Below are 22,856 nucleotides of genomic sequence, written 5' to 3'. Positions count from 1 at the left end.
CCGACAGGCACCGCAGGCACAGGAGGGCAGACCGATGACAACGCAGCACACGAGTGGCTCCAAAGCCGCCCCGACCAAGATCGTGACGACGGCCACCGGCCGCATCCTGCGGGTCAACGTGGACGAGGCAGGAGTGCCCCTCGCGACCGGCACTCCGGTGTCGCCCGTGGCCAAGACCGCTGCGGTGACGGACCCGGCGCGGCGAGCGGACGTTCTGTTCCGCGTTCGTCGTGATGAGGGCCATGAGCTCAGCGCGTGGTGGATGATCGGGGCGTTCGTCGTGACGAGCGGTCTGGTGATCCTGCTGCTCAGCGGCGTCCCCGGTATCGCCTGATCACTCGCCTCCCTGCAGTCGGGATCTCACCTCGCCGACGTCAGCGTGGAGTGGCGATACTGATTCGCTCGTGTCGCCTGACTCGACTCCGCTGTCGATGAGTTCTGCGGCCGTGAAGCGTCGGGGTTGCGCCGTGATCGCGGGGGGAGCCGTCTCGAGGGCGGAAGGATCGATCCCCGGAAACTGGCGCGCGGTCACGAGAACGCGGCTTTCGAGTGAGCCGGCGAACCGGTTGTAGCTGTCGACGGTGCGCTCCAGCGCGCGGCGGAGATCGTCGGCGTGCCCCGCGAGAACGCCGAGGCGGTCGTACAGCTGGGTGCCGAGGTTCAACAGCGCTCTCGCCTCGGTCGAGACCTCCTGCTGTGTCCAGGTGTACGCGACGGTCTTCAGGACGGCCCAGAGATTGACCGGCGATGCGAGGGCGACGCGCTTGCCGAAGGCGTAGTCCAGCAGCGTGGGGTCTTCGTCGATCGCGGCGGCGAGCAACGACTCGCTCGGCAGGAAGCAGATCACGAACTCGGGGCTCGCGTCGAGTCCCGTCCAGTACGCCTTCTTGGCGAGTGCATCGACGTGTGCCCTCACGGCCTTCACGTGCTTCTGCATGTGCACCCGTCGCTGGGCCTCGTGCGCGTCGCCGATCGGCAGCGCGGATGCCTCGAGGTACGCGTCGAGCGGCACTTTCGCGTCGACGGCGATCGAGGCTCCGCCCGCGAGTCGCACGACCATGTCGGGGCGGCCCTGGCCGCGATCCGACGAGATGGTCGACTGCAGATCGAAGTCGACGTGCCGGGTCAGGCCCGCGGCCTCGACGACGCGGCGCAGCTGGGTCTCGCCCCACACACCGCGGGTCGCGGTGGAGCGTAGCGCGCCGGCCAGGGACTCGGTGGTCGCCCGGAGCGCCTCGTCCGACTCCTGTGCTCGACGCAGCTGCTCGGCGAGCGAGCCGAACTGGGAGTGCCGCTCCTGCTCGATCGCAGCGACCTTCTGCTGCATGAGCTGCAGGCTCTCGCGCACCGGCGCGAGGGCTGTGAGCACTGCGTTCTGCTGCTGCACGCGCTGCGCCTCGGCGCGCTGCTCGTGTCGCGCGTGCTCCACGGCGTCGCGATACAGGTCGTACTGCCGGTCTCGATCGTCGCGTGCGGCCGCGAGCTCAGCCTGAGCGCGAGCGAGATCGGCGCCGCCGCGCCCCGCGCGGAGGAACCACCCCGCGCAGGCACCGATCAGCAGTGCCGCCAGCAGGAGAGCGATCGTCAGAGCATCCATGGGGTCCATGATGCCCGGGGCCACGGACATCCCGGGGACGCGGGGATCAGGCGACCGCGCGCTCCGGTGTGGCCGGGACCGGCTCGGTCACTCGAATGCTCAATGCGCCGGCCAGCTCGAACACGTCCGTGGCGCCGATCCGACGCGCGGCGTCGATGACGATGTGTGCGCAGGCGAGCGCATCCGCGAGCGCATCGTGGTGCGAGAATCCGGTGAAACCGGCTGCCTCGGCTGCCTTGGGAAGGCGGTAGGAATCGAGGTCGTAGGTCTTGCGGGCCACCTGCAGGCTGCACAGCGAGCGGTACGGTGGGCAATCGCCGCCCGTGGCCTCGGAAGCGCGGCGCAGCACGTTGAGATCGAATCCGGCGTTGTGCGCCACCAGAACGTCCGCCCCGGCGAAGGCACACAGGCGATCGAACTGGTCTGACCAGGTGGCGGCCGTGAGAACGTCCTGGGCGCGGATGCCGTGGATGCGGACGTTCCACTCCTGGAACTCGTCGTGACCCTCGGGCGGCTGGATCAGCCATCCTGCGCTGGCGACGACCTGACCGTCGCGCACTCTGACCAGTCCGACGGAGCAGGCCGAGGCGGGACTGGAGTTCGCCGTCTCGAAGTCGATCGCGGTGAAATCCAATGGCACCTTTCCACTCTCTCCCGACGCTCGGAGCACGGGCGGATGACGCGCCGTAGGCTGGCGACATGAGTGTGGACCGGGCGACATCCTTCGGCGCAGAGGCCGCGAACTACGAGGCAGGGCGGCCGGAGTACCCCTTCGACGCAGTGGCATGGATGCTCGAGCCCATGTCTGCCGGATCGCGCCGGATCGTCGACGTCGGCGCGGGCACCGGCAAGCTCACACGCGTCCTCGCCCACGCGCCGGGTGCCGAGGTCGTCGCCGTCGATCCCGATGCCGCGATGCTCGAGGCCCTGCGTCGGAGCGTCCCCGGAGTCCCGACCTTCGAAGGATCGGCCGAGCGCATGCCGCTGCCCGATGCGAGCGTCGACGCCGCTGTCTTCGGTCAGGCGTGGCATTGGGTCGAGCCGATCGCCGCGTCGACGGAACTGGGCCGGGTCATCCGTCCGGGCGGTGTGCTCGGTCTGATCTGGAACATCCGCGACGAGCGCGTGGACTGGGTGCGGCGGCTGACCGACATCATGCACAGCAGCCCCGCAGAGAACATGGTGAACGGCTCGGGTGTCGACGGTCCTCGCATCGAGAAGCCGTTCGGTCGTATCGAGACGCAGCGCTGGGAGTGGACACGGCCGATGACGCGCACCCAGCTGCATCAGATGGCTCTCTCGCGCAGCTACCTCATCACCGCCTCATCGGAGGAGAGGGCGGAGATCGTCCGCGGGATGGACGCACTCTTCGACGAACTCGGCCTCGCCGAGGGGACGATCGACCTGCCGTACGTCACCCACGCGTTCCGTGCGGTGCGAGATGAGTGAGCCCGCGGCAGCCGTCTTCTTCGATCTCGACGGCACCCTCGTGCGCGACGGAGCGGGGGAGGCAGTGCGCCGCACCGCTCTCGCGCTCGCCCGGCGACACGGGCTGTCGGCCAGTGGCATCCTCGCCGCGAACACCTCGGCCTGGCGGGACTGCTGGTCGGACCACGGAGATCGGTGGATGCGTGGAGGGCTGTCGGGGGATGCGCTGCCGCGGGACATCTGGCAGCGGACCCTGGAGCGCTTCGGACAGGGGGATCCCGCGCTCGTGGACGAAGCCGTGGAGACGCACCTGCACGAGGAGAGAAGCACTTTCACGCTCTACGACGAGTCGATCGAGGTTCTCGATGTCCTGCGAGCGCATCGAATTCCTCTCGGGCTCATCACGAACGGCCCGGCCGAATCGCAGCGCGCGAAGCTCGTGTCATCGGGGATCGAAGACCGATTCGACACGGTGATCGCGTCCGGTGATCTCGGTGTGGTCAAGCCGGAGGCTGAGATCTTCCGCCATGCGCTCGCGGCGCTCGGCATCCGCCCTGCGCAGGCCGTGCACGTGGGGGACAGCTTCGACGCCGACGTCGTCGGCGCGGTGGGCGTCGGAATGCGCGCGGTCTGGATCAATCGTGATGCGAGCATCGCGCCTCGGGACGACGTGCCCCACGACGAGAGCAGCTCGCTGCGTGGCGTCCTCGCGCTGGTCACGCAGGAGAGCGACAGCCGCGCCCGGTAGACTCGACCCCCGTGGCTCTCACTATCGGAATCGTCGGCCTGCCCAATGTCGGCAAGTCCACCCTCTTCAACGCTCTGACCAAGAACGACGTGCTCGCGGCGAACTATCCGTTCGCGACGATCGAGCCGAACGTCGGGGTGGTGAACCTGCCCGATCCTCGTCTCGACAAACTCGCCGAGATCTTCGGCAGCGAGCGCATCCTGCCCGCGGCCGTGTCGTTCGTCGACATCGCCGGCATCGTGCGCGGCGCGAGTGAGGGCGAGGGTCTCGGCAACAAGTTCCTCGCGAACATCCGCGAGGCGGATGCCATCGCTCAGGTCGTCCGTGGCTTCGCCGACGACGACGTGGTGCACGTCGACGGTGCCGTCAACCCGGCGTCCGACATGGAGACGATCAACGCCGAGCTCATGCTCGCCGACCTCGAGACCGTCGACAAGGCGATCACGCGGTACGAGAAGGAAGTCCGCGGCAAGAAGATCGAGCCGGTCGTGCTCGAGACCGCGAACGCCGCGAAGGATGCTCTCGAGCGCGGTGTGCTGCTGTCGGTCGCCGGCATCGACCTGACGCCGATCCGCGAACTGGGACTGCTGACGTCCAAGCCCGTCATCTTCGTCTTCAACGTCGACGAAGCGGTGCTCACGGATGACGCCCGCAAGGCCGAGCTCGCGGCTCTCGTCGCGCCGGCCAAGGCGATCTTCCTCGACGCGAAGATCGAGTCCGAACTGATCGACCTCGACCCCGAGGACGCCGCAGAGCTTCTCGCGTCGACCGGTCAGGACGAATCGGGCCTCGACCAGCTCGCCCGCATCGGTTTCGACACCCTCGGTCTGCAGACGTACCTCACGGCAGGACCCAAGGAAGCTCGCGCCTGGACGATTCCCAAGGGGTCGAAGGCGCCGCAGGCCGCCGGAGTCATCCACACCGACTTCGAGAAGGGCTTCATCAAGGCCGAGATCGTGTCGTTCGACGACCTCGTCGAGACCGGCTCCGTCGTCGAAGCCCGCTCGAAGGGCAAGGCGCGCCTCGAGGGCAAGGACTACGTCATGCAGGACGGCGACGTCGTGGAGTTCCGCTTCAACAACTGAGCGGGGCCCTCCCGGAGTGCTGAGGAGATCGGCGGCGGCTCGTACGAAGCCGCAGGTCGAGTATCAGATCTCGTCGCCACGTCGAGCACGCATGGTCCAGCCGACCTGCACCAATGCCTCCTCAAGGCGCTCGGCGGCAGCGCGAGCGACGTCGACGCTTTCGTCAGAGCAGACGTCGATGGCGATCGGGGGCGGATCGGCAAAGCGTGGTATCTGCACCTCTGCCCAGGCGACGGGCGAAAGCGGCACGCGTCGTGACGAGGTGCGTGCGTCTCGGATGGCACTGTCCGCCGCGAAGGCTATGACGTCCAGCGCATGGAGCTTGGTGATCGGCATGTCCACGACGATGGTCACGACGAAAGTCGCGTCTGCGGCATCCCCGAACTCTGGCCTCACGGCATGAAGATATCACTGCGTCGACAGCGCGAACACGAGACGGCGATACCGGCGGACCCCACCCATCACGGAGATCGTGACATCAGCGGGCGACAATCGCGATGAGATCGAGTCGCGAGCGAACTCGGCGTGAACAGCCGATCTAGCCGTGACGCTCGACGTCCTGTCGCAAGACCTCGGGCCAGGCTTCGACATCTCCCGGCGTGCGGGCGACCGTCAGGGTCGCGTGCGGTATCAGCACGGCGAGGTGTTCCGCCGTCGACAGTGGGTGGCCCGGATCGTCCACCCACGCCAGGATCGCCGTCGGCACATCGATTCGCGCGACGTCTTCAGGGGCGGGCAGGTCGCTGAGCCCGGCACCGCGAAGCAATGACGGCAGGAGAGCATCGGCGACCTCGGGCCATGTCTCCGGCGCGGCGACGGTCGCCGGAGGTGGAACTGATCCGCGCGTGCCGGCGAGGAACGCTTCCACACCGTCGGATTCGATGAGCGCTGCCGCCGTGCGGTAGATCCCGGCTTGATCGGGTCTGGTCTCCCACGCGGTGGGCGGCACCATGAGCGTGAGGCCGGAGAAGCGGTCGGGCTCGAGCGTCGCGGCGTGCAAGAGGGTCGCGGCGCCCATGGAGGGCCCCACTCCGTGCACGCGTTCGCCCGGGAACCAGTGGTCGAGCACTCGCAGAAGGTCTTCAGCGAGGTTCTGCCAGCGATAGTCATCGGGGACCTTCCGCCCGGTCGACCTGCCATGGCCCCGTGCGTCGTAACGCAGCAGTCGAGTTCCGCTGAGCCCTCGACCGAGGTCGAGATTGAGCACCCGATCGCGCGCCCGGCTCGATGTGAGGCCGTGCAGCTGGACGACCGGGTGTCCGCCTTCGTCGCTCAGCGCGACGGCCAGCTCGGCTCCGGGTACCTCGAAAGTCGGCATCGGGCTCCTCGATCGGCGACTGACCGTGTCGGGTCGCGCAGCCGTGTAATTCTCAGGTTATCTGGGGGCGATAAGGTACCGCCCATGCGACTGACCAACGTCACGCACCTCCGCCTCCCGTTCGGACGGCTCTGGGGGTACGACGTGAGCGCCTCCACGCTCGGTCGGCGCCTCCCCGTGTCGTTCGATCAGCGACTGCATGTCGGGGCGGGCGATCGACCAGGCTCCTGGATGGCACTGTCCTTCCGGCTGCCCGCACCGACTCGGCGTGAGGCGATCGCGGATGCCTGGTCGGCTGTCGTCGCGCGCCATGGCACGCTGAGAACGGCATTCGCACCTGGAGCTGATGGTGATCCCGTGCTCCACGAGATCGAGATCGGCTCCGGTAGCTGGGTCGAGCATCAGGTGGGCCCTGGCCAGGCGGTCAATGACGCGCTGCGAGACATCCTCGATGAAGCATGTTCGCCGTACCAGCGTCCTTCACACCGGTTGTGCGTGTTGGAGACTGCTGCCGGGCTCACGGTCGTGATCGCAGCGGACCACGCGCACGTCGACATGTGGTCGATGCTGGTGATCGCGCGAGACCTGTTGTCCGCGCTCGACGCGGGGAGAGCCAGCGCGAAGCCGATGCCGCGGCCGGTGCCGGCATTCGTCGAACACACGCAGGCCCTGCTGGACCGGGATCCCGCGCCGGACCACGTGCGTCAGCGATGGGAATCCATCATCGCGGAAAGCGGTGGCGTGATGCCGCAGTTTCCGCTGTCGCTGGGTGCGCCCGAGCCGCATCGTGAGCGCGTGGAAGTGCGCGACGTGTTCGATGTCGACGACGCCGCGGCGTTCGCTGCGCAGGCCCGTGACGACGGCGTCTCGACCCTCGCACGCGCAGTCGTCGCGATGACCGCGGTGACCCGTGAGCTGGCAGGTACCCCGCTCCGGGCCGTGTTCCCCGTGCACAGTCGCTTCGAGGAGAAGTGGCATGACTCGGTCGGCTGGTTCATCACCAACTCCGTCCTCGAGTCGGACGTCGCCGAACCGCACGCGGCGGCGGCCGCGGTGAAAGAGGCGGTGCAACTCGGTGCGTGGCCGCTCGCAGACGTACTCGCGCCGTGGGGCGGCATGCCCGTGGCTCCCGGAATGTTCGCGATCTCGTGGCTGGACCTGCGCAGGCTTCCCGTGCGGATCGACTCCGTCGGGCTCGACGCCCAATACGTCAGCGCGGCGACCGACACCGACGGCGTCATGCTGTGGTTCATTCTGGATGAGTCCGGTCTGCACCTGCGATGCCGTTATCCCGACACCGCTGAGGCTCGCGCCAACGTCGGCGGGTGGCTCGACCTGCTCGTCGCCAGACTGCAGGCGGACGCGCGGTCCTCGGTGCGTGGACGGCTGTCGGTGGCAGGCCGAACGTTTCGGCTCGAGCGTGCGAACCGTGATGACATCGAGGCGATTGCGGAGCTGTTGTCGGGCGATGAGTTCAGCTCGGACCGTGAGGGTGCCGAGCTCGACCGATATGAGGCGGGGTTCAGCGCGGTCGCTCGCGACACCTCCAACTATCTGGGGGTCGTCCGCGACAGCGCCGACCGCGTCGTCGCCACCATGCAACTGACCGTCATCCCGGGTCTGTCCCGCGGTGGTTCGACCCGCCTGCAGATCGAGGGGCTGCGAGTGGCACCGGGGGAGCGATCGCAGGGCCTGGGTGCGGCGATGCTCGAGTGGGCACACGAGTTCGGGCGTGCGCGTGGGGCGCGACTGTCACAGATCACCACCGACGAAGCACGGGATCGGACTCGCGCCTTCTATACCCGTCTCGGATATCAGACCGCCCACGTCGGGCTGAAGCGGCACATCTAGCGGCGTACGCTGGGACGTGTCGCCGACCGAAGGACTTCGCCGTGTCTGACCACACCGACCACATACCCGCCCCGGACGAGCCGTCAGTCCCGGAACTCGAACTCGACGAGACCGTCGCGCCGCGGCCGGAGGAGGAGATCGCCGATGTCCTGCGGACGAAACCCGACCTCGAAGACCGCAGCGAGCATTCCGAGTGAAGCAGGCCTCGGATCGCGCTACGCCACGAGTGGGTGCGGGTAGGTGGCGCCTCGGCCCTGGAAGCTCAGGATGCTCGGGTTCTGGATCACTCCCTCCCGGATCTCGATCGCGCGTGTGAGCGTCGAGTTCTCGGCCCATGCCTCAGGGCCTTCGAGCACGGTGCGGAGGAAGGGCAGCAGAGCCTCGCTGATGTCCCACGTGGCGGAGTTCCACAGGTACGACGGGCTGTGGTCGACGGCGTAGTAGTTCACGCCCAGGCCCACTGTGAACATCGGCTCGTCGAACGTCGTCGGAGTCGCCCATTCGAAGCCCATGCCCTCGTCGCAGGAGACGTCGATGATCAGGCTGCCCGATGTGAACCGCTCGAGGTCCTCGGTGCGCAGATACGTCAACGGAGCTGCGACGTCCTGCAGGGTGCAGTTGACGACGATGTCGTACGTCGCGAGGAAGTCGGGGAGGAGCACGGGGCCGCCCTGCGTGTCGACTGTGCTGAGGTGTGTGGGCCCGTCGTCGGTGTTGAGCTGGGTGAGATGCGAATTGTGGATGGGGGAGCCCACCGCCGCCGCTCCGCGCTGCGTCAGCACCTCGATGTCGTGCACCCCGTGAGCGTTCAGTGCGGTCACCGCGCCTCGCGCCGTCGCACCGAAGCCGATGACGACCGCACGGAGTCGCGGGCCGTAGTCCCCGGTCGAACCGACGAGGCTCATCGCGTGGATGACCGAGCAGTAGCCGGCCAGTTCGTTGTTCTTGTGGAAGACGTGCAGGCTCATGTCGCCCTGCGGCGTCCAATGATTCATCGCCTCGAACGCGATCAGCGTGAGGCGGCTGTCGATCGCCGTCTGCGTGAGTGTCACGTCCTGCACGCAGTGCGGCCAACCCCAGAGAATCCGCCCTTCGGCGATCTCGGCGACGTCTGCGAGCTGCGGTTTGGGCAGCAGCAGGACGTCGGCGGAGGCGAGTACCTCTGCGCGATCGGTGACGCGTCCCACCCGGGCTTCGATGTACCCGGGCTCGAGCTGGAAGTCAGTGCCGTAGCCGTGCTCGACGATCATGCGGGCACGCAGGTCGGCATCGATGCGGTCGAGGTGCCGGGGATGTATGGGCAGGCGCCGCTCATTCTCCATCGACGAATCGGCCAGCACGCCGAGGGTCAGCAGCTCCGGGGTGGAGGGTGAGGTGCGTACGGTGGACGAGCGTGTCGTGTCTGACAACGGGTTCCCAACTTCGGGGAACCAAGGTCAGCTCCTGACCTGACTCTACGCCCCGCGAGCGGGAGACGACGCGCTGGCGGATCTGCCCGAAGGTGCTCGACTACGCTTGAGGTCGATCCCTGACAGCCGAACGAGGAGCCGCGCGCCCATGACCGACACCCAGATCTTCGAGCCAGAGGGCCGCGCCATCCCCTTCGTGGATGAGGGAGACGGCCCGGTCAAGCTGGTCCTGATCCAGGAGAAGGGGCTCGCGGCAGACGTTCTGGGCGTCGCCGCGCACTACCTCGCCGAGGAAGCCGGGTTCCACGTGCTGCGGATCGGACATCGGGCGGGCGCTGAGGCGACACTGGACGAGCGCGTCGACGACGTCATCGCCGTGATCGATCATGTCGGCATCGAAGACACCTGGATCGGTGGTCACGGGTTCGGCGGAACGATCGCGCGGGCCGTGGTCGCAGCACATGCGGACCGGGCCAACGGGCTGCTGCTGCTCGGGGTCGAGGACGTCGACATCGCGGTCGCGCCGGCGATCCCCGTGCTGATCGTTCAGGGAACCGAAGACACCGTCACCCCGGCGGCCGCCGCCGAGGCGCTGCAGGCGACGATGCCCGACCGCTCGAGCATCAAGACGATCGCCGGCGATCACCTGTTCCCGATGCATCACCCGATCGAGACCGGCGTGATCATCGAGGAATACCTGGACTGGGACTGACCCCGATGGCTGCACCCCGCCGCACCGTCGTCCTCGCGATCGATCTGCAGGCCGGGGTGACACCCGGATGCTTCGACGAAGAGGGTGTGCTCTCGCGTGCTGCCGCTCTCGTCGAGCGCGCTCGCGCGGGTGGCGTTCCGGTGGTCTGGGTGCATCACGATCCCGTGGGAGTGGGCACGCCCGAGTGGGAGCTCGCCGCGCCACTGCGCCGCGCGGAGGGAGAGCCGCTGGTGCGTAAGAACTACCGCGACTCCTTCGCCGACACGGCCCTGCGAGAGACGCTCGACGAGCTGGGCGCGACGCACCTGGTGATCACCGGCGCGCAGTCCGACTTCTGTGTGCGCACCACGATGCAGCGTGCGGCGGCCGAGGGATACGACGTCACACTGGTGAGCGACGCGCACACCACGGTCGATGCCGAGTGGGATGGCGTGCCGATCTCGGGCGAACAGATCGTCGCTCACACCAACATGTACTTCTCGGGTCTCCGGTATCCGGGGCAGGAGTTCGCGATCGCCACGCACGAACACGTCGCTCTCTGACGAGCTGCAGGCCTGACAGACTGGTCTGATGACCGCCACCCTCGTCGCCCAGAATCTGGCAGGCGGCTACGGCCACCGCATCCTCTTCGAGGGACTCGATCTGACGGTCGCGCCCGGCGACGTGGTCGGGGTGGTCGGGGCCAACGGCGCAGGAAAGTCGACTCTGCTCCGGCTTCTGGCGGGCGTGGATGCTCCGATGGCGGGTTCGATCTCCCTCGCCCCGGCCGACGCGTTCGTCGGGTGGCTGCCGCAGGAGCACGAGCGGGTGGTCGGCGAAACCGTCGCGGGCTACATCGCACGTCGCACCGGCTGTGCGACGGCGACGCAGGAGATGGATGCGGCGGCAGCGGCGCTCGGCGACCCGACCCTCGCACCGGCCGGCACCGACCCGGCCGACACCTACTCTCAGGCGCTCGATCGCTGGCTCGCCAGTGGAGCTGCCGATCTCGAGGAGCGTATCCCCGCGGTGCTCGCCGATCTCGGACTCCCGAGCGAGAGCGGCGTCGCCGAGGACGCGCTCATGACAGGCCTCTCGGGCGGTCAGGCTGCTCGCGTCGGCCTCGCTGCCCTGCTGCTCTCACGTTTTGACATCGTCTTTCTCGACGAACCGACCAACGACCTCGACCTCGACGGCCTCGACCGGCTCGAGTCGTTCGTCCGTGGACTCCGTGGCGGCGTCGTTCTCGTGAGTCATGACCGTGAGTTCCTGGCCCGCAGCGTGACTCGCGTGCTCGAACTCGACCTCGCGCAGGGATCGAATCGGCTCTACGGCGGCGGGTACGACGCCTTCATCGAAGAGCGTGCCGTCGTGCGACGGCACCTTCGCGAGAAGTATGACGAGTTCGCCGACAAGAAGGCGGACCTCGTCGCGCGGGCGCGAACCCAACGTGAATGGTCGAGCCAGGGTGTGCGCAACGCCATGAAGAAGTCGCCCGACAACGACAAGATCAAGCGCAAGGCCTCGGCAGAGTCGAGTGAGAAGCAAGCGCAGAAGGTGCGTCAGATGGAGAGCCGGATCGCCCGACTCGACGAGGTGGAAGAGCCGCGCAAGGAATGGCAGCTGGAGTTCACCATCGGTTCGGCGCCTCGATCGAGCAGTGTGGTCTCGACGCTCAGTAGTGCGGTGTTGCGGCAGGGCGCATTCGTCATGGGGCCGCTTTCGCTGCAGGTCGACGCCGGTGACCGCATCGGGATCACCGGCCCGAACGGTGCGGGCAAATCTACTCTCCTCCGAGCTCTTCTCGGGCGGCAGACGCCGGTCGAGGGCACGGCGAGTCTCGGCACCAGCGTGCAGATCGGCGAGATCGATCAGGCCCGTTCGGTCCTCGTCGGGGACGCGCCTCTTGCCGAGGTGTTCGAGGCGCTGGTGCCGGAGCTGGCTTCAGCCGAGGTGCGAACCCTGCTCGCGAAGTTCGGGCTCAAGGCAGACCATGTCACACGGCCGGTCGAGGGGCTCTCGCCCGGTGAGCGCACACGGGCCGCCCTCGCACTGCTGCAGGCTCGCGGGGTCAACCTGCTCGTGCTCGATGAGCCGACCAACCACCTCGATCTGCCCGCCATCGAGCAGCTGGAGCAGGCGCTCGAGTCTTACGACGGCACACTTCTGCTCGTGACACATGACCGTCGGATGCTCGAGGCAGTGCACACGAATCGTCGGTGGAGCGTCGAGAACGGCCAGGTCACCGAGCGCTGAGGCTCAGCGTCCCTGGCGCTTCTTGTACGGCTTCGGCTGGCCTTTCACGATGGGTGCGCGGCCCTTGCCTTTGGACGCCTTGGCCTTGCCTCCCGCAGGTGCCACCGTCTTCGGCGCCGGTGGGGGAGCCGCCGCGACCGTCGCCTGGGCCTCGACGAGGAAGAGTTCGCCGACGTTCGTCAGACGCGGCGTCCCTTCACGATTGATCAGCGTATGCCCGACCTCTGCCTCGAGCTTGTCCAGCGAGGTGTAGAGCGAGGCGAGAGGAATCCCCAGCTCTCTCGCGGCGCGGGGGAAGTGCAGCGTCTCGGCGAGGACGACGTAGCGACGGAGCAGTGCCAACTTCATGCGCGTGTACGGTCCTTCTCGAACCACGACGATCGCGGTTCTGCTTCTAACCTACGCGAGCCGGACGCACAGATGCTCCGGACGCACGGATGCCGCGGCTCGACGAGCCGCGGCATCCGGGGAGTCTTCTTCAGGCGACCTTGGGGAGAACAGCGAAGGACACGGAGCCTTCGTCGTCCACGCCGGCATCGAGCACTTTGTCGTCGAGAGCCGCCGCAGCGGTCTCGTCGAGGAAGAGACGGGTGCCGGAGACTTCGACCACCTGGTCGGCGGGCTCAGGGTCGGGAGTCACGAGGACGGCGAGGCGAGCGCCTCCGTCCGGCCCCGGTGCGGGCGTGGAGTGAATGCGGAGCCCTGCGTCGGTGGCATCGGTCTGACGGCTGACGAGGGTGTTCACGATTGCGGTGGCGTTATCGGTGAGGGTGAGCACGAGACTCTCCTTCCGGTTGCGGTCACGACGCGGGTGCGGCGTGTCCGGGCCACGATTCCGCACCCGTCGACGTGTTTCAACCCGACGCGCCCGACTCTGAGGGGTCTCCCACCTGATGCAGAGGTTTTCTCAGGAACACCTGATCTGTGCCGTCGCCCTGCGGCACTCGCTCGGCCTCCCGATATCCGCACGCCTCGTACAGGCGGATGTTCGCCTCGCTGAGGCTGCCGGTGAAGAGCTCGGCGACCTGCGCGGACGACGATGTCTCCGCGCCGTCCAACAACGCCCGGCCGATGCCTTCCCCCTGCACATCGGGTGCGATCGCGATGCGGCCTATGAGCAGCACTCCGTCGGCCTCGACGTAGCGGATCGCACCGACCAGCCGCCCGCGCAACCGAGCGGTCAACCCGTCACCCGAGCGCAGCTCTGCCTCGACCTCCGCCAGCGTCTGGGTCAGCGGGGGCATGTCGGCGGAGCCGTAGATCTGGGCCTCCGAGACGAAGGCCGCGCGCTGCAGGGTGAGCACCTCGCCGGCATCCGCCTCCGTGATCGGGCTGATCACCACAGCGGAAGTCGTGTCGTCGTCGTGTTCGTGCGTGTTCGGTGTCGTCATAACCTGCGCAACGATCGGACGCGGAGGTCTGCACTGTCAACCCCCTCGGTGTCGAGGTGTCGTCGGACGTACCGTCGCAGATCGGACACGAGGAGGACGACCATGGCTGAGAACACGAAGTCGAAGAACACCGGCACGGCGAAGCGCGGCGCGAAGACGACCAGACGACAGAACGCGGAGAAGGGGTTCACTGCATCTGCGACTCTGGCGTCGAACCTGCAGGTCGTTCTCGTGGACCTCATCGAGCTCTCGCTCCAGGGCAAGCAGGCGCACTGGAACGTCGTCGGCCGCAACTTCCGTGACACGCATCGGCAGCTCGACGAGATCATCGACGCCGCGCGCACCTTCAGCGACACGGTCGCAGAGCGGATGCGTGCGCTGCACGCGATTCCCGACGGTCGCACGGACACGATCGTCGAGACCACGTCGCTGCCGGCCTTCCCGGCGGGCGAGGTGTCGACCACCGACACGATCGACCTGATCACCGCGCGTCTGGACGCCGTCGTGGGTACCATCCGCGAGGTCCACGACGCGGTCGACGAAGAGGACCCGACGTCAGCCGACATCCTGCACGCCGTGATCGAGAGCCTCGAGCAGTTCGCCTGGATGGTCAGCGCGGAGAATCGTAGCCCGGCGGGCCGCTGACGTAGGAGCTCGCGGTCGCCCGGATCATTCCTCGCCGGGCGATCGCTTCCCGCTCGTCACTCTGCGCCGCTGATTCGCCTCCCGCCGAACCATGCGCGGGAGCACGAGCCAGAGCAGAAGAACTCCGATGAGAGAAGAGACGAGTGCGATGAGTCCGGCAGCACGATCGACGGTGAAGTCGATGATGAGGGTCGTGACACCGATCGTGAGCGCTGAGATCGCCACGAGATCGATCTTGACTATCCGCGCCGCCACCCGCACCAGCTCGGGCTTGCGGCTGCTGCCGAACAGTGCCCGATGCATGCCCACGGGCGCGAGCGCGAGGATGGTGGCCAGTGCCGCGAGAGCGACGAGTACGACGTACACATCTCGTTGGAACACGTCCATGTCCTCGAACCGCGGAGTGAAGGCCACCGCCAGCAGGAACCCGGTGAGGATCTGCGTTCCTGTCTGCATGACCCGCAGCTCTTGCAGCAGCTCCTCCCAGTTGCGGTCGGCGCGCTCGTTCCGCGTCTCATCGCGTCCGTCTCGCCGGTCGTCGGTCTCGGCGGATCGTACTGCTCGGTCGTCTGGGTCCATGCGATCAGTCTCGTGCCAGCCGTCGAATCCTGTCCAGCCGGTTGCGCTCCTCTGTCCGTCCTCGTCTGCAGGGAGCCCAGGATGACGCTCCCACCGATCCGCGAATGGTGGCCGCAGCTGTCACTCGAGGCGCGAGTCGATGTCCTCGGTGATGCCGCGCCCCATCTGAGCGAGAGAACACGCGAGGAGATCCGGACGATCACCGGTGCCGTGGTGGGTATGGCCGAGACCCTCACGGAGAAGGACCTCGACTACGCCCGTTCGGAGACCCGTGCAGAGATCGACGCCGACGACTCCGCCGACTCGTGATACTCAGCTCTCGTCAGTCGGCTGTTCCTCGCGCAGTCGAGGAACGGTTCGCCGTTCGGGGCGAAGTCCCGACTTGTCGGCGTAGAACGCGCGGATCCGATCCATGTCGGCGGGTACGTCACCCGTCAGGTCGAGTGTGGGGCCGAGGCCCGTGGTCATGGTGGTGCGGTCGACGAATCCGAGTGTGACGGGCATGCCTGTCTCGCGCGCGATGCGATAGAAACCCGATTTCCAGTACTCGTTGCCCCCGCGGGTGCCGTCAGGCGTGATCACCAGTCCGAACACGCTTCCCGAGTGGACCTGCGTGACGACGTCGTTCACGACGCGGGCAGGGTCCGCCCGATCGACGGGGATGCCGCCGATGCCCCGCATGATCGGACCGCGCCACCCGCGAAAGAGGCTGCTCTTGCCCAGCCAGTGCACTTCGATGCGCAGGTGCCACGCGATGGCGAGCATCAGGACGAAGTCCCAGTTCGAGGTGTGCGGCGCGCCGATCAGGATCGTCGGTCGCGTCGGGGTTCCCTCGGCGGTGAGGGTCCAGCGGCTGAACGTCCAATAGAGTCGGGCGGCGAGTCGTTTGAGCACTCGTCAACCGTAGGGGAGCACAGCTGTCGTGTCGCTGTCGATCGGCGTGTCGATTCCGGCGCCATCCGCTCGCCGGAGGCGTAGCATCGAGGGATGGCCAAGACACAGGACTCCGTAGAGCAGGAAGCACCCACCGTGCTTCAGCCGATTCCGGATGCTCTGAACCTGCTCGAGAACGACTCCGTCGGTTACTGCAGCGGCGGCGTCTGCCACATCCCCGCGCCCAAGACGCAGTAGAGCAGTCCGCCGCCGCTGCGGCGATCAGTGTCCGGCGTGCATGCCGCCGGCGACATCGTCAGCGGGCTTGCGGACGAACGCGCTCAGCGCGACCGCAGCGAGCGAGATGATCGCAGCGATGAGGAACGCCGTGCGAGCGCCGGGTGCCCCGGCCGCTGCGGCTTCGAGTCCTTCTGCCTCTCCTGCGTGGAGGATCGCCGAGTAGGTCACGGTGAGCACCGCCACGCCTGCTGCGCCGCCGACCTGCTGGAGTGTGTTGAGCACCGCGGACCCGTGCGAGTACAGCGAACGCTGCAACGACCCGAGCGAGGCGGAGAACAACGGCGTGAACGACATGGCGAGTCCGACCGACATGACGGCCTGGACGATGATCAGCACCCACCACACGGTGTGCTCACCCACGGTCGAGTAGTAGAACAGCGCCGCCGACACGAAGATCGTCCCGGGGATGAGCAGAGGCCGTGTGCCGCGCGCGTCGTACACGCGACCCATGATCGGGCCGAGCAGGCCCATCAGCACCGAGCCCGGCAGCAGGATGAGGCCTGACTGGAGCGCATTGAGCCCGGCGACGTTCTGCAGGTACTGGGGGAGCAGGGTCAAGGTGCCGAACATCGACAGTGCGAGGATCGTCATGATGATGACGGAGAACGTGAAGTTGGCCGAGCGGAAGACCCGGAGGTCGAGGAGTGCGTCGTCGACGCGCTGCAGCACGAGCTGACGCCAGACGAAGAGCGCGAGCGCGACAGCACCGACGACCAGGGAGGTGATGCCGACGACCTCGCCGGAGCCCCCGTGCCCACCGAACTGGCTCAGGCCGAAGACGATGCCGCCGAAGCCGAGTGCCGCGAGCGGGATGGAGATGACGTCGAGCGGAACGGCGCGGGTCTCGCCCAGGTTCGTCATCCACTTCGCGCCCATCAGCAGCGACACGATGGCGATCGGCAGGACGATCGCGAAGAGCGCACGCCAGTTGAGTGTCTCGAGCACGGCGCCGGCGAGCGTCGGGCCGATGGCGGGAGCGAGCGAGATGACGAGTCCGACGCGGCCCATCATGCGACCGCGCGACTGCGGCGGCACGACGTTCATGATCGTGGTCATGAGCAGCGGCATCATGATGCCGGTGCCTGCCGCCTGGATCACACGACCCGCGAGCAGAACCTCGAACCCGGGGGCGACCATCGCCACGAGCGTGCCGGCCGAGAACGCCGTCATCGCCGCGATGAACACCTGTCGGGTGGTGAACCTCTGCAGGATGAAGCCGGTGGTCGGGATCACGACGGCCATCGTCAGCATGAAAGCGCTCGTCAACCACTGGCCGAGCTCCGGTGGAATGCCGAGGTCGGTGTTGAGATGCGGGATCGCGATCCCCATCGTCGTCTCGTTGAGGATGGCGACGAAGGCCGCCACGAGCAGCAGCCAGATCACACGCATGTCACTGCGGGGGATCTCGCCGGGGGCTGTCGCGGGAGGTGTGGTGATCGAACCGGTGTCGACGGCAGACATGCGGCCTCCTAGGCACTGAAAAGAAGGGGGAGGGAGCGCGCGAGTGCGCGGGGACAATTCAGCGTAACCACAGGTTCCGACATTTCATTCCGGATCCGGACGAATCGGCTGACGGCGGAGTGGGATCCCGCAGATCGCGCCGCGGCGTCGGCGACCCTGGCTACGCTGACTGAATGAGCATGGGTGGGATGCACGGCGGCGGGTTCCGCCGCGTGGATGAAGACACGCAGCGTCGCCTCAACGCCGACGCGCCTCGGATCAGCGGACTCGGTGCGAGGGTGATCGCGCTGTTCAGGCCGTACAAGTGGCGCATCGTCTTCACGGGCATCCTGGTGGTGCTCGGCGCGGGCATCGCGGTGATCCCGCCGCTCATCGTGCAGCGCATCTTCGATGACGCGCTCTTCCCCGTCGACGGCGGTGGCCCGCAACTCGATGTGCTGATCCGGCTCGTGTCGGCGATGGTGGGACTCTTCCTGCTCTCCGCCGTGCTCGGGGTCGGGCAGACCTGGCTCACCTCGACCGTCGGCAACAGCGTCACGGGCGACCTGCGGGTCCGACTGTTCGAGCACCTGCAGGCGATGGAGCTCGGATTCTTCACGCGTACGAAGACGGGCGTCATCCAGTCGCGATTGCAGAACGACGTCGGCGGCGTCTCCGGGGTGCTGACGAACACCGTGACCAGCATCCTCGGCAACGTCGTGACGGTCATCGCCTCGCTCGTCGCGATGATCCTGATCGACTGGCGGCTGACTCTGATCGCGGTGGTCCTGATGCCCTTCCTGATCGTCGTGCAGCGCCGCGTCGGGCAGGTGCGGGCGCGCATCGCCGGCGAGACTCAGGAGTCGCTCTCCGAGCTCACGTCGATCACGCAGGAGACGCTGAGCGTGTCGGGGATGCTGTTGTCGAAGGCGTTCAACCGGCAGCGCACGGAATCCGCGCGATACCAGGCAGAGAACCGCAACCAGGTGACACTGCAGGTGCGCAGGGCGATGAGCGGCCAGGGATTCTTCGCGGTCGTGCAGGTGCTCATGGCGAGTGTTCCGGCAGTCATCTACCTGGTGTCGGGCTACCTGATCGCCGGCGGATCGGGCGCGATCACGGCAGGAACCGTGGTCGCCTTCACGACCGTGCAGGCACGGTTGCTTCAGCCGCTCATGGGGCTCATGAGGGTGTCCCTCGATCTGCAGACCTCGTCGGCGCTGTTCGCCCGGATCTTCGAGTACCTCGACCTGGTTCCCGAGATCCGGGATGCCCCTGATGCGATGGCGGTCGATGCAGCGCCGGGGCCACGCGGCCGCATCGAGTTCCGCGACGTCGTCTTTCGCTACCCGGATGCGGCGCCGGATGCGCGTCCCACGCTGCAGGGTGTGTCGTTCGTCGCCGAGCCCGGCCAGCACGTCGCCTTCGTCGGCCCCTCGGGAGCCGGGAAGACCACCGTCCTCTACCTCGCTCCTCGACTGTACGAAGCGCACGGCGGCGCCGTGCTCTTCGCCGGCGAAGACGTGCGCTCGCTCACGCAGGAGTCGATCATCGACAACGTCGGGATCGTGTCTCAGGAGACCTACCTCTTCCACGCGACGATCCGCGAGAACCTGATGTACGCCAAGCCGGGCGCCACCGAGCAGGAGATGATCGCGGCGTGCACCGCGGCGAACATCCACCACATCATCGCGGGGTTCGAGGGCGGCTACGACACGGTCGTCGGCGAGCGGGGCTACCGGCTCTCCGGAGGTGAGAAGCAGCGCATCGCGATCGCGCGCGTGCTGTTGAAGGATCCGCCCGTGCTGCTGCTCGATGAGGCCACCTCGGCACTCGACACGGTGTCGGAGCGTGTCGTGCAGGAGGCGCTCGACGAGGCGGCGAAGGGGCGCACCACCCTGACGATCGCCCACCGATTGTCGACGGTGATCGGGGCCGACACGATCCACGTGCTCGAAGCCGGACAGATCGTGGAATCGGGAACCCACGCGCAGCTGCTCGCGCACGGTGGTCTGTATGCCGAGCTCGCTGCCCAGCAGGTCGCCGCGTCGCGGGTGATCGAGACCGAGACCGTGATCGAAGCGACGGTCACCGGCGGCGTGGCGGCTGCACTGTCGCATCGCCGTGCCGATCGTGCCCCGGAGGATTCTGCGGGCGCCGATGCCGTCGCAGCACTCACCGCGCCGGTTCCTCTGCTGGATTCTCCGCGGCCCGACGAACGGGTCTATCCCGCGGAGGCGTGAGCACTGCCGCAGCGACCCTGCGTGAGCGACCTCGAGGTCAGTGCACCGACATGCCGCCGTCGATGAAGATCGACTGCCCTGTCACATACGACGAGCCCGCGCCGGCGAGGAACACCGCCGCACTCGCGAAATCCGACGGGATTCCGTTCCGTCCGATCATCGTGCGTGCCGCGAGTGCGGAGATCTGTTCCGGATCCTCCTGCAGCCGTGCGTTCAGCGGAGTCAGCACGAACCCGGGAACCAGGGAGTTGCTCGTCACCCCTGTGCCGCCCCATGCTTCGGCCTCGGAGCGCATGAGCGATTCCACAGCGCCCTTGGATGCTCCGTAGACGCCGCTGCCGACGAAAGCGCGATGCGCCTGCTGCGAGGTGATGTGGATCAGCCGTCCGTATCCGCGCTCAGCCATCCCGGTCGCGAAACTCTGACCGAGGAGGAAGGGCGCGAGCGCGTTCACGGTCATGGTGGCGTCCCAGTCCGCCTCGGTGATCTCGGTGAACGGCGGGCGGATGTTGATACCTGCGGAGTGAACGACGATGTCCGGGTCGCCGAACGGAACGACGGCGGCGTCCGCAGCGGCGCGGATGCCGTCACGAGTGCTGAGGTCGCCCGCGACGCCGGCGGCGGTGCATCCGGCATCCGTCAGTGCCTGCACGGTCGCGACGATCCGCGATTCGCCCCGAGCCATGATCACGGTCGACGCTCCTGCCTTGGCGAGAGCGGTCGCGATACCTCGTCCGATGCCTGAACTGCCACCCGTGACCAGGGCCGTGCGTCCTGTGAGCGAGAAGAGCCCCGCAAGATACTCGGCGGTGAGGTCGTGGTCGTGAGTGGCGGGGTGGTCGCTCATGAGGCTCCTGGGTTTCTCGCTCACCAGGCCAGCGCGGCGGTGATCGTGGGGTCGGGACGGACGCGATCGTACTCGGGAAGAGACTCCAGCTCCGCGACGAAGGACGATACGACCTCCGCGTACTCCGGATCAGGATGCGTGCCCGCGATCTCGACCAGCGAAGGGAGATCCATGGCCAGGATCAGGCCGAGTCTCGCGACGACGGCATCGGTCGCGCCAGCCTCGTGCAGGATCCGGATGCCGCCACGCAGTGCGCCGAGGTAATCGCGCAGCACGGGGAGCTGCGCCTTGCCCTGAGTGATCGATGTGCCGTCGGCCCGGAGTCGCCAGCGCACCACGACGTCGGGAATGACGTCGAAGGCGCGTGCCCGGGTGTACATCGTCTGCGCGACGAGTTGATCCTCGTACGCCACCCCTTCAGGAAAGCGCAGATCGTTCCAGAGCTCGGTTCGGCTGATCTTCGACCAGGCGACGATGTTGGAACCGGCGTGCGGATGTTCGTGGATGGTCGTGCCGAGCCGCTCCGGATCCGTGGCAGCAGACACCCAGGGCTGCACCCGCCCGGGCACGTATCGTTCACCGTCGAATCGAGTGCGCACATACGCGCCGGCGACGAAGTCGCTTCCGCTCTCCGAGAGGGTACGTGTGAGCAGTTCGATGGCGGTGGGGGTCAGCTCGTCGTCGCCGTCGAGGAAGCCCACCAACGGGGTGTCGACGAGGTCCAGTGCGACGTTTCGGGCCGCACCGAGTCCGCGCGAAGCCTCGTGTGCGACGAACCGGAATCGCTGATCCTCCGCCGCCGCGGCCCGGAAGATCGCGCCGGTGTCGTCCTGCGACCCATCGTCGACGAGGATCGCGGCCCAGCGCTGCTCGGTCTGAGACCGCAGCGAATCGAGCGCGTCAGGAGCGAAGCCGGCGATGTCGCGTCCGGGGATGATCACGGTCACGAGCGGGGATGCGGCGGTCACCAGCCGAGTCTATGGCCGAGTCGCTGCTCGCAGACGCGCAGCCCGATCACATGTCGCGGACGCTGCTGACCGCCTCGGCGACGAGCGCCGAAAGGCGTTCGGGGGCATCGTCCGGCAGCGCCTCGCGACCGAACGTGAAACGCACCGCGGTCTGAGCGACGTCCGGGTCGATGCCGCACGCGAGCAGAACGTGCGAGGGCTCGTCGCTGCCTGCTGCGCACGCCGAGCCGCTCGATGAGACGACCCCCCGCCGCTCCAGCTCGAGAAGCACGGCCTCGCCGCTGACGCCCGAGAAGGTGAACGACGCGGTGCCTGGCAGCCGCGCGAGCGGATCACCGGTGGCCGAGGCCGCGGGCACGAGTGCGCACACGCTGTCGATGAAGCGGTGAGTCATGGCTCCGACTCGGGCAGCGGTGGCCGCACGCTCCGCGTCGGCGAGCTCGAGGGCTGTTGCGAGTCCGACGGCACCCGCGACGTTCTCGGTGCCCGAGCGGCGTCCTCGCTCCTGCCCGCCCCCGTGCAGCAGGGGTTCCAACGGCACGCGCCCGCGGACGCCGAGGGCTCCGATGCCCTTCGGCGCGCCGAGCTTGTGACCGGCGATCGCGATCGCATCCGCCCCCGATCCCGTCAGCGTGAGCCATCCCGCCGACTGCACGGCATCCACGTGCACCGGCACCCCAGCGGCGTGCGCGACGGCCGTCAGTGCCGGGAGGTCTTGGATCGTCCCGATCTCGTTGTTGGCATGACCCAGTGCGACGAGCGCGGTGTCGTCGCGCACGACGCTCTGCAGTGCCTCCGGGTCGATCCGGCCCGTCCGATCCACGGGTGCGTGGGCCACCTCGACGCCGTGGAAGCGCCGCAGGTACTCGGCGGATTCGAGGATCGACTCGTGCTCGATCGGAGACACCACGAGATGCCGTCGTCGCGAGGAGAGTGCGGCCAGGACGATGCCCTTGACCGCGAGGTTGTTCGCCTCGGTACCGCCCGCCGTGAAGATGACGTCGCCCGTACGCATGCCGAGCGACTGCGCGACGCGCGAGCGAGCGCCCTCGAGGGCGCTCGCCGCGGCTTCGCCTATCGTGTGGTGGCTCGACGGGTTGCCGAAGACACCCGTCAGGTACGGGGCCATCGCCTCCAGCACCTCGTGGTGCACCGGAGTCGTGGCGGCATGGTCGAGGTAGATCATC

General features: G+C 67.6%; 27 protein-coding genes. 13 read left to right on the top strand and 14 right to left on the bottom strand.

Translation table 11 applies throughout. The features are described 5' to 3' along the window. Positions 1-34 precede the first annotated feature (34 nt). The gene (locus tag ACZZZN_RS09770) at positions 35-334 is read left to right on the top strand and encodes a hypothetical protein (RefSeq protein ID WP_463504963.1); all 300 of its coding nucleotides are present in this window, start codon (positions 35-37) and stop codon (positions 332-334) included. Here the strand turns inward: ACZZZN_RS09770 and ACZZZN_RS09765 are convergent, their stop codons facing one another. Both ACZZZN_RS09765 and ACZZZN_RS09760 read right to left on the bottom strand, forming a co-directional pair. Beyond that, positions 335-1,597: a DNA recombination protein RmuC gene (locus ACZZZN_RS09765; RefSeq protein ID WP_463504962.1), complete on the bottom strand. Its 1,263-nt coding sequence runs from the start codon at positions 1,595-1,597 to the stop codon at positions 335-337. It abuts the gene before it with no gap. A gap of 46 nt (positions 1,598-1,643) precedes the next feature. Continuing rightward, positions 1,644-2,237: an exonuclease domain-containing protein gene (locus ACZZZN_RS09760; RefSeq protein ID WP_463504961.1), complete on the bottom strand. Its 594-nt coding sequence runs from the start codon at positions 2,235-2,237 to the stop codon at positions 1,644-1,646. Between the two features lie 59 nt (positions 2,238-2,296). Between ACZZZN_RS09760 and ACZZZN_RS09755 the strand changes: the two genes are divergently transcribed. From ACZZZN_RS09755 to ychF, 3 genes are read left to right on the top strand one after another with little or no spacing between them, the layout of a single operon-like run. Continuing rightward, positions 2,297-3,046, top strand: coding sequence for a class I SAM-dependent methyltransferase (locus tag ACZZZN_RS09755; RefSeq protein ID WP_463504960.1), 750 nt, complete (start codon positions 2,297-2,299; stop codon positions 3,044-3,046). After that, entirely contained in the window at positions 3,039-3,773 is a 735-nt protein-coding gene (locus ACZZZN_RS09750; RefSeq protein WP_463504959.1) for an HAD family hydrolase, read from the top strand. Before ACZZZN_RS09755 ends, ACZZZN_RS09750 begins: the two co-directional genes overlap by 8 nt. Before the next feature lie 11 nt (positions 3,774-3,784). Next, positions 3,785-4,858, top strand: a complete 1,074-nt coding sequence (gene ychF / locus ACZZZN_RS09745) for a redox-regulated ATPase YchF (RefSeq protein WP_463504958.1) — start codon at positions 3,785-3,787, stop codon at positions 4,856-4,858. 63 nt (positions 4,859-4,921) lie between these two features. Here ychF and ACZZZN_RS09740 read toward each other — a convergent pair whose 3' ends face one another. Both ACZZZN_RS09740 and ACZZZN_RS09735 read right to left on the bottom strand, forming a co-directional pair. Then, on the bottom strand, positions 4,922-5,212 hold the full coding sequence (locus ACZZZN_RS09740) for a hypothetical protein (protein WP_463504957.1): 291 nt from the start codon (positions 5,210-5,212) through the stop codon (positions 4,922-4,924). A 184-nt stretch (positions 5,213-5,396) separates the two neighbouring features. Further along, positions 5,397-6,176, bottom strand: a complete 780-nt coding sequence (locus ACZZZN_RS09735) for an alpha/beta fold hydrolase (RefSeq protein ID WP_463504956.1) — start codon at positions 6,174-6,176, stop codon at positions 5,397-5,399. 84 nt (positions 6,177-6,260) lie between these two features. On the opposite strand from ACZZZN_RS09735, the gene ACZZZN_RS09730 reads away from it, so the two are divergent. Further along, positions 6,261-8,027 (top strand): GNAT family N-acetyltransferase, encoded by a 1,767-nt coding sequence (locus tag ACZZZN_RS09730; RefSeq protein ID WP_463504955.1) that lies wholly within the window; start codon positions 6,261-6,263, stop codon positions 8,025-8,027. Between the two features lie 41 nt (positions 8,028-8,068). Then, the gene (locus ACZZZN_RS09725) at positions 8,069-8,224 is read left to right on the top strand and encodes a hypothetical protein (RefSeq protein ID WP_463504954.1); all 156 of its coding nucleotides are present in this window, start codon (positions 8,069-8,071) and stop codon (positions 8,222-8,224) included. A gap of 18 nt (positions 8,225-8,242) precedes the next feature. On the opposite strand, the gene ACZZZN_RS09720 is transcribed toward ACZZZN_RS09725, so the two are convergent. Further along, positions 8,243-9,349: a N(5)-(carboxyethyl)ornithine synthase gene (locus tag ACZZZN_RS09720; protein ID WP_463506576.1), complete on the bottom strand. Its 1,107-nt coding sequence runs from the start codon at positions 9,347-9,349 to the stop codon at positions 8,243-8,245. A gap of 235 nt (positions 9,350-9,584) precedes the next feature. On the opposite strand from ACZZZN_RS09720, the gene ACZZZN_RS09715 reads away from it, so the two are divergent. Genes ACZZZN_RS09715 through ACZZZN_RS09705 form a run of 3 tightly spaced genes read left to right on the top strand, consistent with a single transcriptional unit; the run spans position 9,585 to position 12,383 of the window. Then, positions 9,585-10,148 carry an alpha/beta fold hydrolase gene (locus ACZZZN_RS09715; RefSeq protein WP_463504953.1) on the top strand — a complete coding sequence of 188 codons (564 nt, stop codon included), beginning with the start codon at positions 9,585-9,587 and terminating at the stop codon, positions 10,146-10,148. A 5-nt stretch (positions 10,149-10,153) separates the two neighbouring features. After that, positions 10,154-10,690: an isochorismatase family protein gene (locus ACZZZN_RS09710; protein ID WP_463504952.1), complete on the top strand. Its 537-nt coding sequence runs from the start codon at positions 10,154-10,156 to the stop codon at positions 10,688-10,690. A 28-nt stretch (positions 10,691-10,718) separates the two neighbouring features. Continuing rightward, positions 10,719-12,383, top strand: coding sequence for an ABC-F family ATP-binding cassette domain-containing protein (locus ACZZZN_RS09705; protein ID WP_463504951.1), 1,665 nt, complete (start codon positions 10,719-10,721; stop codon positions 12,381-12,383). Between the two features lie 3 nt (positions 12,384-12,386). On the opposite strand, the gene ACZZZN_RS09700 is transcribed toward ACZZZN_RS09705, so the two are convergent. The 3 genes from ACZZZN_RS09700 to ACZZZN_RS09690 all read right to left on the bottom strand — a co-directional run bounded on the left by ACZZZN_RS09700 (position 12,387) and on the right by ACZZZN_RS09690 (position 13,774). Further along, a complete protein-coding gene (locus ACZZZN_RS09700) occupies positions 12,387-12,731 on the bottom strand; it encodes a LysR family transcriptional regulator (protein WP_463504950.1) in 345 nt (114 codons plus the stop codon). A 130-nt stretch (positions 12,732-12,861) separates the two neighbouring features. Beyond that, entirely contained in the window at positions 12,862-13,161 is a 300-nt protein-coding gene (locus ACZZZN_RS09695; protein ID WP_201469276.1) for a Fe-S cluster assembly protein HesB, read from the bottom strand. A 76-nt stretch (positions 13,162-13,237) separates the two neighbouring features. Then, positions 13,238-13,774: a GNAT family N-acetyltransferase gene (locus ACZZZN_RS09690; protein WP_463504949.1), complete on the bottom strand. Its 537-nt coding sequence runs from the start codon at positions 13,772-13,774 to the stop codon at positions 13,238-13,240. Between the two features lie 102 nt (positions 13,775-13,876). On the opposite strand from ACZZZN_RS09690, the gene ACZZZN_RS09685 reads away from it, so the two are divergent. Beyond that, positions 13,877-14,419 (top strand): Dps family protein, encoded by a 543-nt coding sequence (locus tag ACZZZN_RS09685; RefSeq protein ID WP_463504948.1) that lies wholly within the window; start codon positions 13,877-13,879, stop codon positions 14,417-14,419. A 24-nt stretch (positions 14,420-14,443) separates the two neighbouring features. Here ACZZZN_RS09685 and ACZZZN_RS09680 read toward each other — a convergent pair whose 3' ends face one another. Next, positions 14,444-14,998 carry a DUF6328 family protein gene (locus ACZZZN_RS09680; protein WP_463504947.1) on the bottom strand — a complete coding sequence of 185 codons (555 nt, stop codon included), beginning with the start codon at positions 14,996-14,998 and terminating at the stop codon, positions 14,444-14,446. Between the two features lie 81 nt (positions 14,999-15,079). Between ACZZZN_RS09680 and ACZZZN_RS09675 the strand changes: the two genes are divergently transcribed. Beyond that, on the top strand, positions 15,080-15,307 hold the full coding sequence (locus ACZZZN_RS09675; RefSeq protein ID WP_463504946.1) for a hypothetical protein: 228 nt from the start codon (positions 15,080-15,082) through the stop codon (positions 15,305-15,307). 3 nt (positions 15,308-15,310) lie between these two features. On the opposite strand, the gene ACZZZN_RS09670 is transcribed toward ACZZZN_RS09675, so the two are convergent. After that, on the bottom strand, positions 15,311-15,892 hold the full coding sequence (locus tag ACZZZN_RS09670) for a 1-acyl-sn-glycerol-3-phosphate acyltransferase (protein ID WP_463504945.1): 582 nt from the start codon (positions 15,890-15,892) through the stop codon (positions 15,311-15,313). Positions 15,893-15,985: 93 nt separating this feature from the next. Between ACZZZN_RS09670 and ACZZZN_RS09665 the strand changes: the two genes are divergently transcribed. Then, positions 15,986-16,129, top strand: coding sequence for a hypothetical protein (locus tag ACZZZN_RS09665; protein ID WP_463504944.1), 144 nt, complete (start codon positions 15,986-15,988; stop codon positions 16,127-16,129). Positions 16,130-16,153: 24 nt separating this feature from the next. Here ACZZZN_RS09665 and ACZZZN_RS09660 read toward each other — a convergent pair whose 3' ends face one another. Beyond that, positions 16,154-17,632 (bottom strand): DHA2 family efflux MFS transporter permease subunit, encoded by a 1,479-nt coding sequence (locus ACZZZN_RS09660; protein ID WP_463504943.1) that lies wholly within the window; start codon positions 17,630-17,632, stop codon positions 16,154-16,156. A 179-nt stretch (positions 17,633-17,811) separates the two neighbouring features. On the opposite strand from ACZZZN_RS09660, the gene ACZZZN_RS09655 reads away from it, so the two are divergent. Next, on the top strand, positions 17,812-19,854 hold the full coding sequence (locus ACZZZN_RS09655; RefSeq protein ID WP_463506575.1) for an ABC transporter ATP-binding protein: 2,043 nt from the start codon (positions 17,812-17,814) through the stop codon (positions 19,852-19,854). Between the two features lie 37 nt (positions 19,855-19,891). On the opposite strand, the gene ACZZZN_RS09650 is transcribed toward ACZZZN_RS09655, so the two are convergent. From ACZZZN_RS09650 to ACZZZN_RS09640, 3 genes are read right to left on the bottom strand one after another with little or no spacing between them, the layout of a single operon-like run. Next, positions 19,892-20,701 (bottom strand): SDR family NAD(P)-dependent oxidoreductase, encoded by an 810-nt coding sequence (locus ACZZZN_RS09650; RefSeq protein WP_463504942.1) that lies wholly within the window; start codon positions 20,699-20,701, stop codon positions 19,892-19,894. A 20-nt stretch (positions 20,702-20,721) separates the two neighbouring features. After that, positions 20,722-21,669: a glycosyltransferase family 2 protein gene (locus ACZZZN_RS09645; protein WP_463504941.1), complete on the bottom strand. Its 948-nt coding sequence runs from the start codon at positions 21,667-21,669 to the stop codon at positions 20,722-20,724. 46 nt (positions 21,670-21,715) lie between these two features. Continuing rightward, a complete protein-coding gene (locus tag ACZZZN_RS09640) occupies positions 21,716-22,855 on the bottom strand; it encodes a cysteine desulfurase family protein (RefSeq protein ID WP_463504940.1) in 1,140 nt (379 codons plus the stop codon). Position 22,856 lies beyond the last annotated feature (1 nt).

The organism is Microbacterium sp. AC145, from assembly GCF_979258505.1.
This window is presented reverse-complemented; position numbering and strand designations above follow the sequence as displayed.

Bases quoted from the DNA above. Each gene is read 5' to 3' on its own strand.
- ACZZZN_RS09750 (WP_463504959.1), top strand. From the start codon at position 3,039: ATGAGTGAGCCCGCGGCAGCCGTCTTCTTCGATCTCGACGGCACCCTC.
- ACZZZN_RS09700 (WP_463504950.1), bottom strand. From the start codon at position 12,731: ATGAAGTTGGCACTGCTCCGTCGCTACGTCGTCCTCGCCGAGACGCTG.
- ACZZZN_RS09640 (WP_463504940.1), bottom strand. From the start codon at position 22,855: ATGATCTACCTCGACCATGCCGCCACGACTCCGGTGCACCACGAGGTG.
- ACZZZN_RS09675 (WP_463504946.1), top strand. From the start codon at position 15,080: ATGACGCTCCCACCGATCCGCGAATGGTGGCCGCAGCTGTCACTCGAG.
- ACZZZN_RS09685 (WP_463504948.1), top strand. From the start codon at position 13,877: ATGGCTGAGAACACGAAGTCGAAGAACACCGGCACGGCGAAGCGCGGC.
- ACZZZN_RS09715 (WP_463504953.1), top strand. From the start codon at position 9,585: ATGACCGACACCCAGATCTTCGAGCCAGAGGGCCGCGCCATCCCCTTC.
- ACZZZN_RS09765 (WP_463504962.1), bottom strand. From the start codon at position 1,597: ATGGATGCTCTGACGATCGCTCTCCTGCTGGCGGCACTGCTGATCGGT.
- ACZZZN_RS09710 (WP_463504952.1), top strand. From the start codon at position 10,154: ATGGCTGCACCCCGCCGCACCGTCGTCCTCGCGATCGATCTGCAGGCC.
- ACZZZN_RS09650 (WP_463504942.1), bottom strand. From the start codon at position 20,701: ATGAGCGACCACCCCGCCACTCACGACCACGACCTCACCGCCGAGTAT.
- ACZZZN_RS09665 (WP_463504944.1), top strand. From the start codon at position 15,986: ATGGCCAAGACACAGGACTCCGTAGAGCAGGAAGCACCCACCGTGCTT.
- ACZZZN_RS09770 (WP_463504963.1), top strand. From the start codon at position 35: ATGACAACGCAGCACACGAGTGGCTCCAAAGCCGCCCCGACCAAGATC.
- ACZZZN_RS09730 (WP_463504955.1), top strand. From the start codon at position 6,261: ATGCGACTGACCAACGTCACGCACCTCCGCCTCCCGTTCGGACGGCTC.
- ACZZZN_RS09655 (WP_463506575.1), top strand. From the start codon at position 17,812: ATGGGTGGGATGCACGGCGGCGGGTTCCGCCGCGTGGATGAAGACACG.
- ACZZZN_RS09690 (WP_463504949.1), bottom strand. From the start codon at position 13,774: ATGACGACACCGAACACGCACGAACACGACGACGACACGACTTCCGCT.
- ACZZZN_RS09720 (WP_463506576.1), bottom strand. From the start codon at position 9,349: ATGGAGAATGAGCGGCGCCTGCCCATACATCCCCGGCACCTCGACCGC.
- ACZZZN_RS09680 (WP_463504947.1), bottom strand. From the start codon at position 14,998: ATGGACCCAGACGACCGAGCAGTACGATCCGCCGAGACCGACGACCGG.
- ACZZZN_RS09705 (WP_463504951.1), top strand. From the start codon at position 10,719: ATGACCGCCACCCTCGTCGCCCAGAATCTGGCAGGCGGCTACGGCCAC.
- ACZZZN_RS09735 (WP_463504956.1), bottom strand. From the start codon at position 6,176: ATGCCGACTTTCGAGGTACCCGGAGCCGAGCTGGCCGTCGCGCTGAGC.
- ACZZZN_RS09660 (WP_463504943.1), bottom strand. From the start codon at position 17,632: ATGTCTGCCGTCGACACCGGTTCGATCACCACACCTCCCGCGACAGCC.
- ACZZZN_RS09755 (WP_463504960.1), top strand. From the start codon at position 2,297: ATGAGTGTGGACCGGGCGACATCCTTCGGCGCAGAGGCCGCGAACTAC.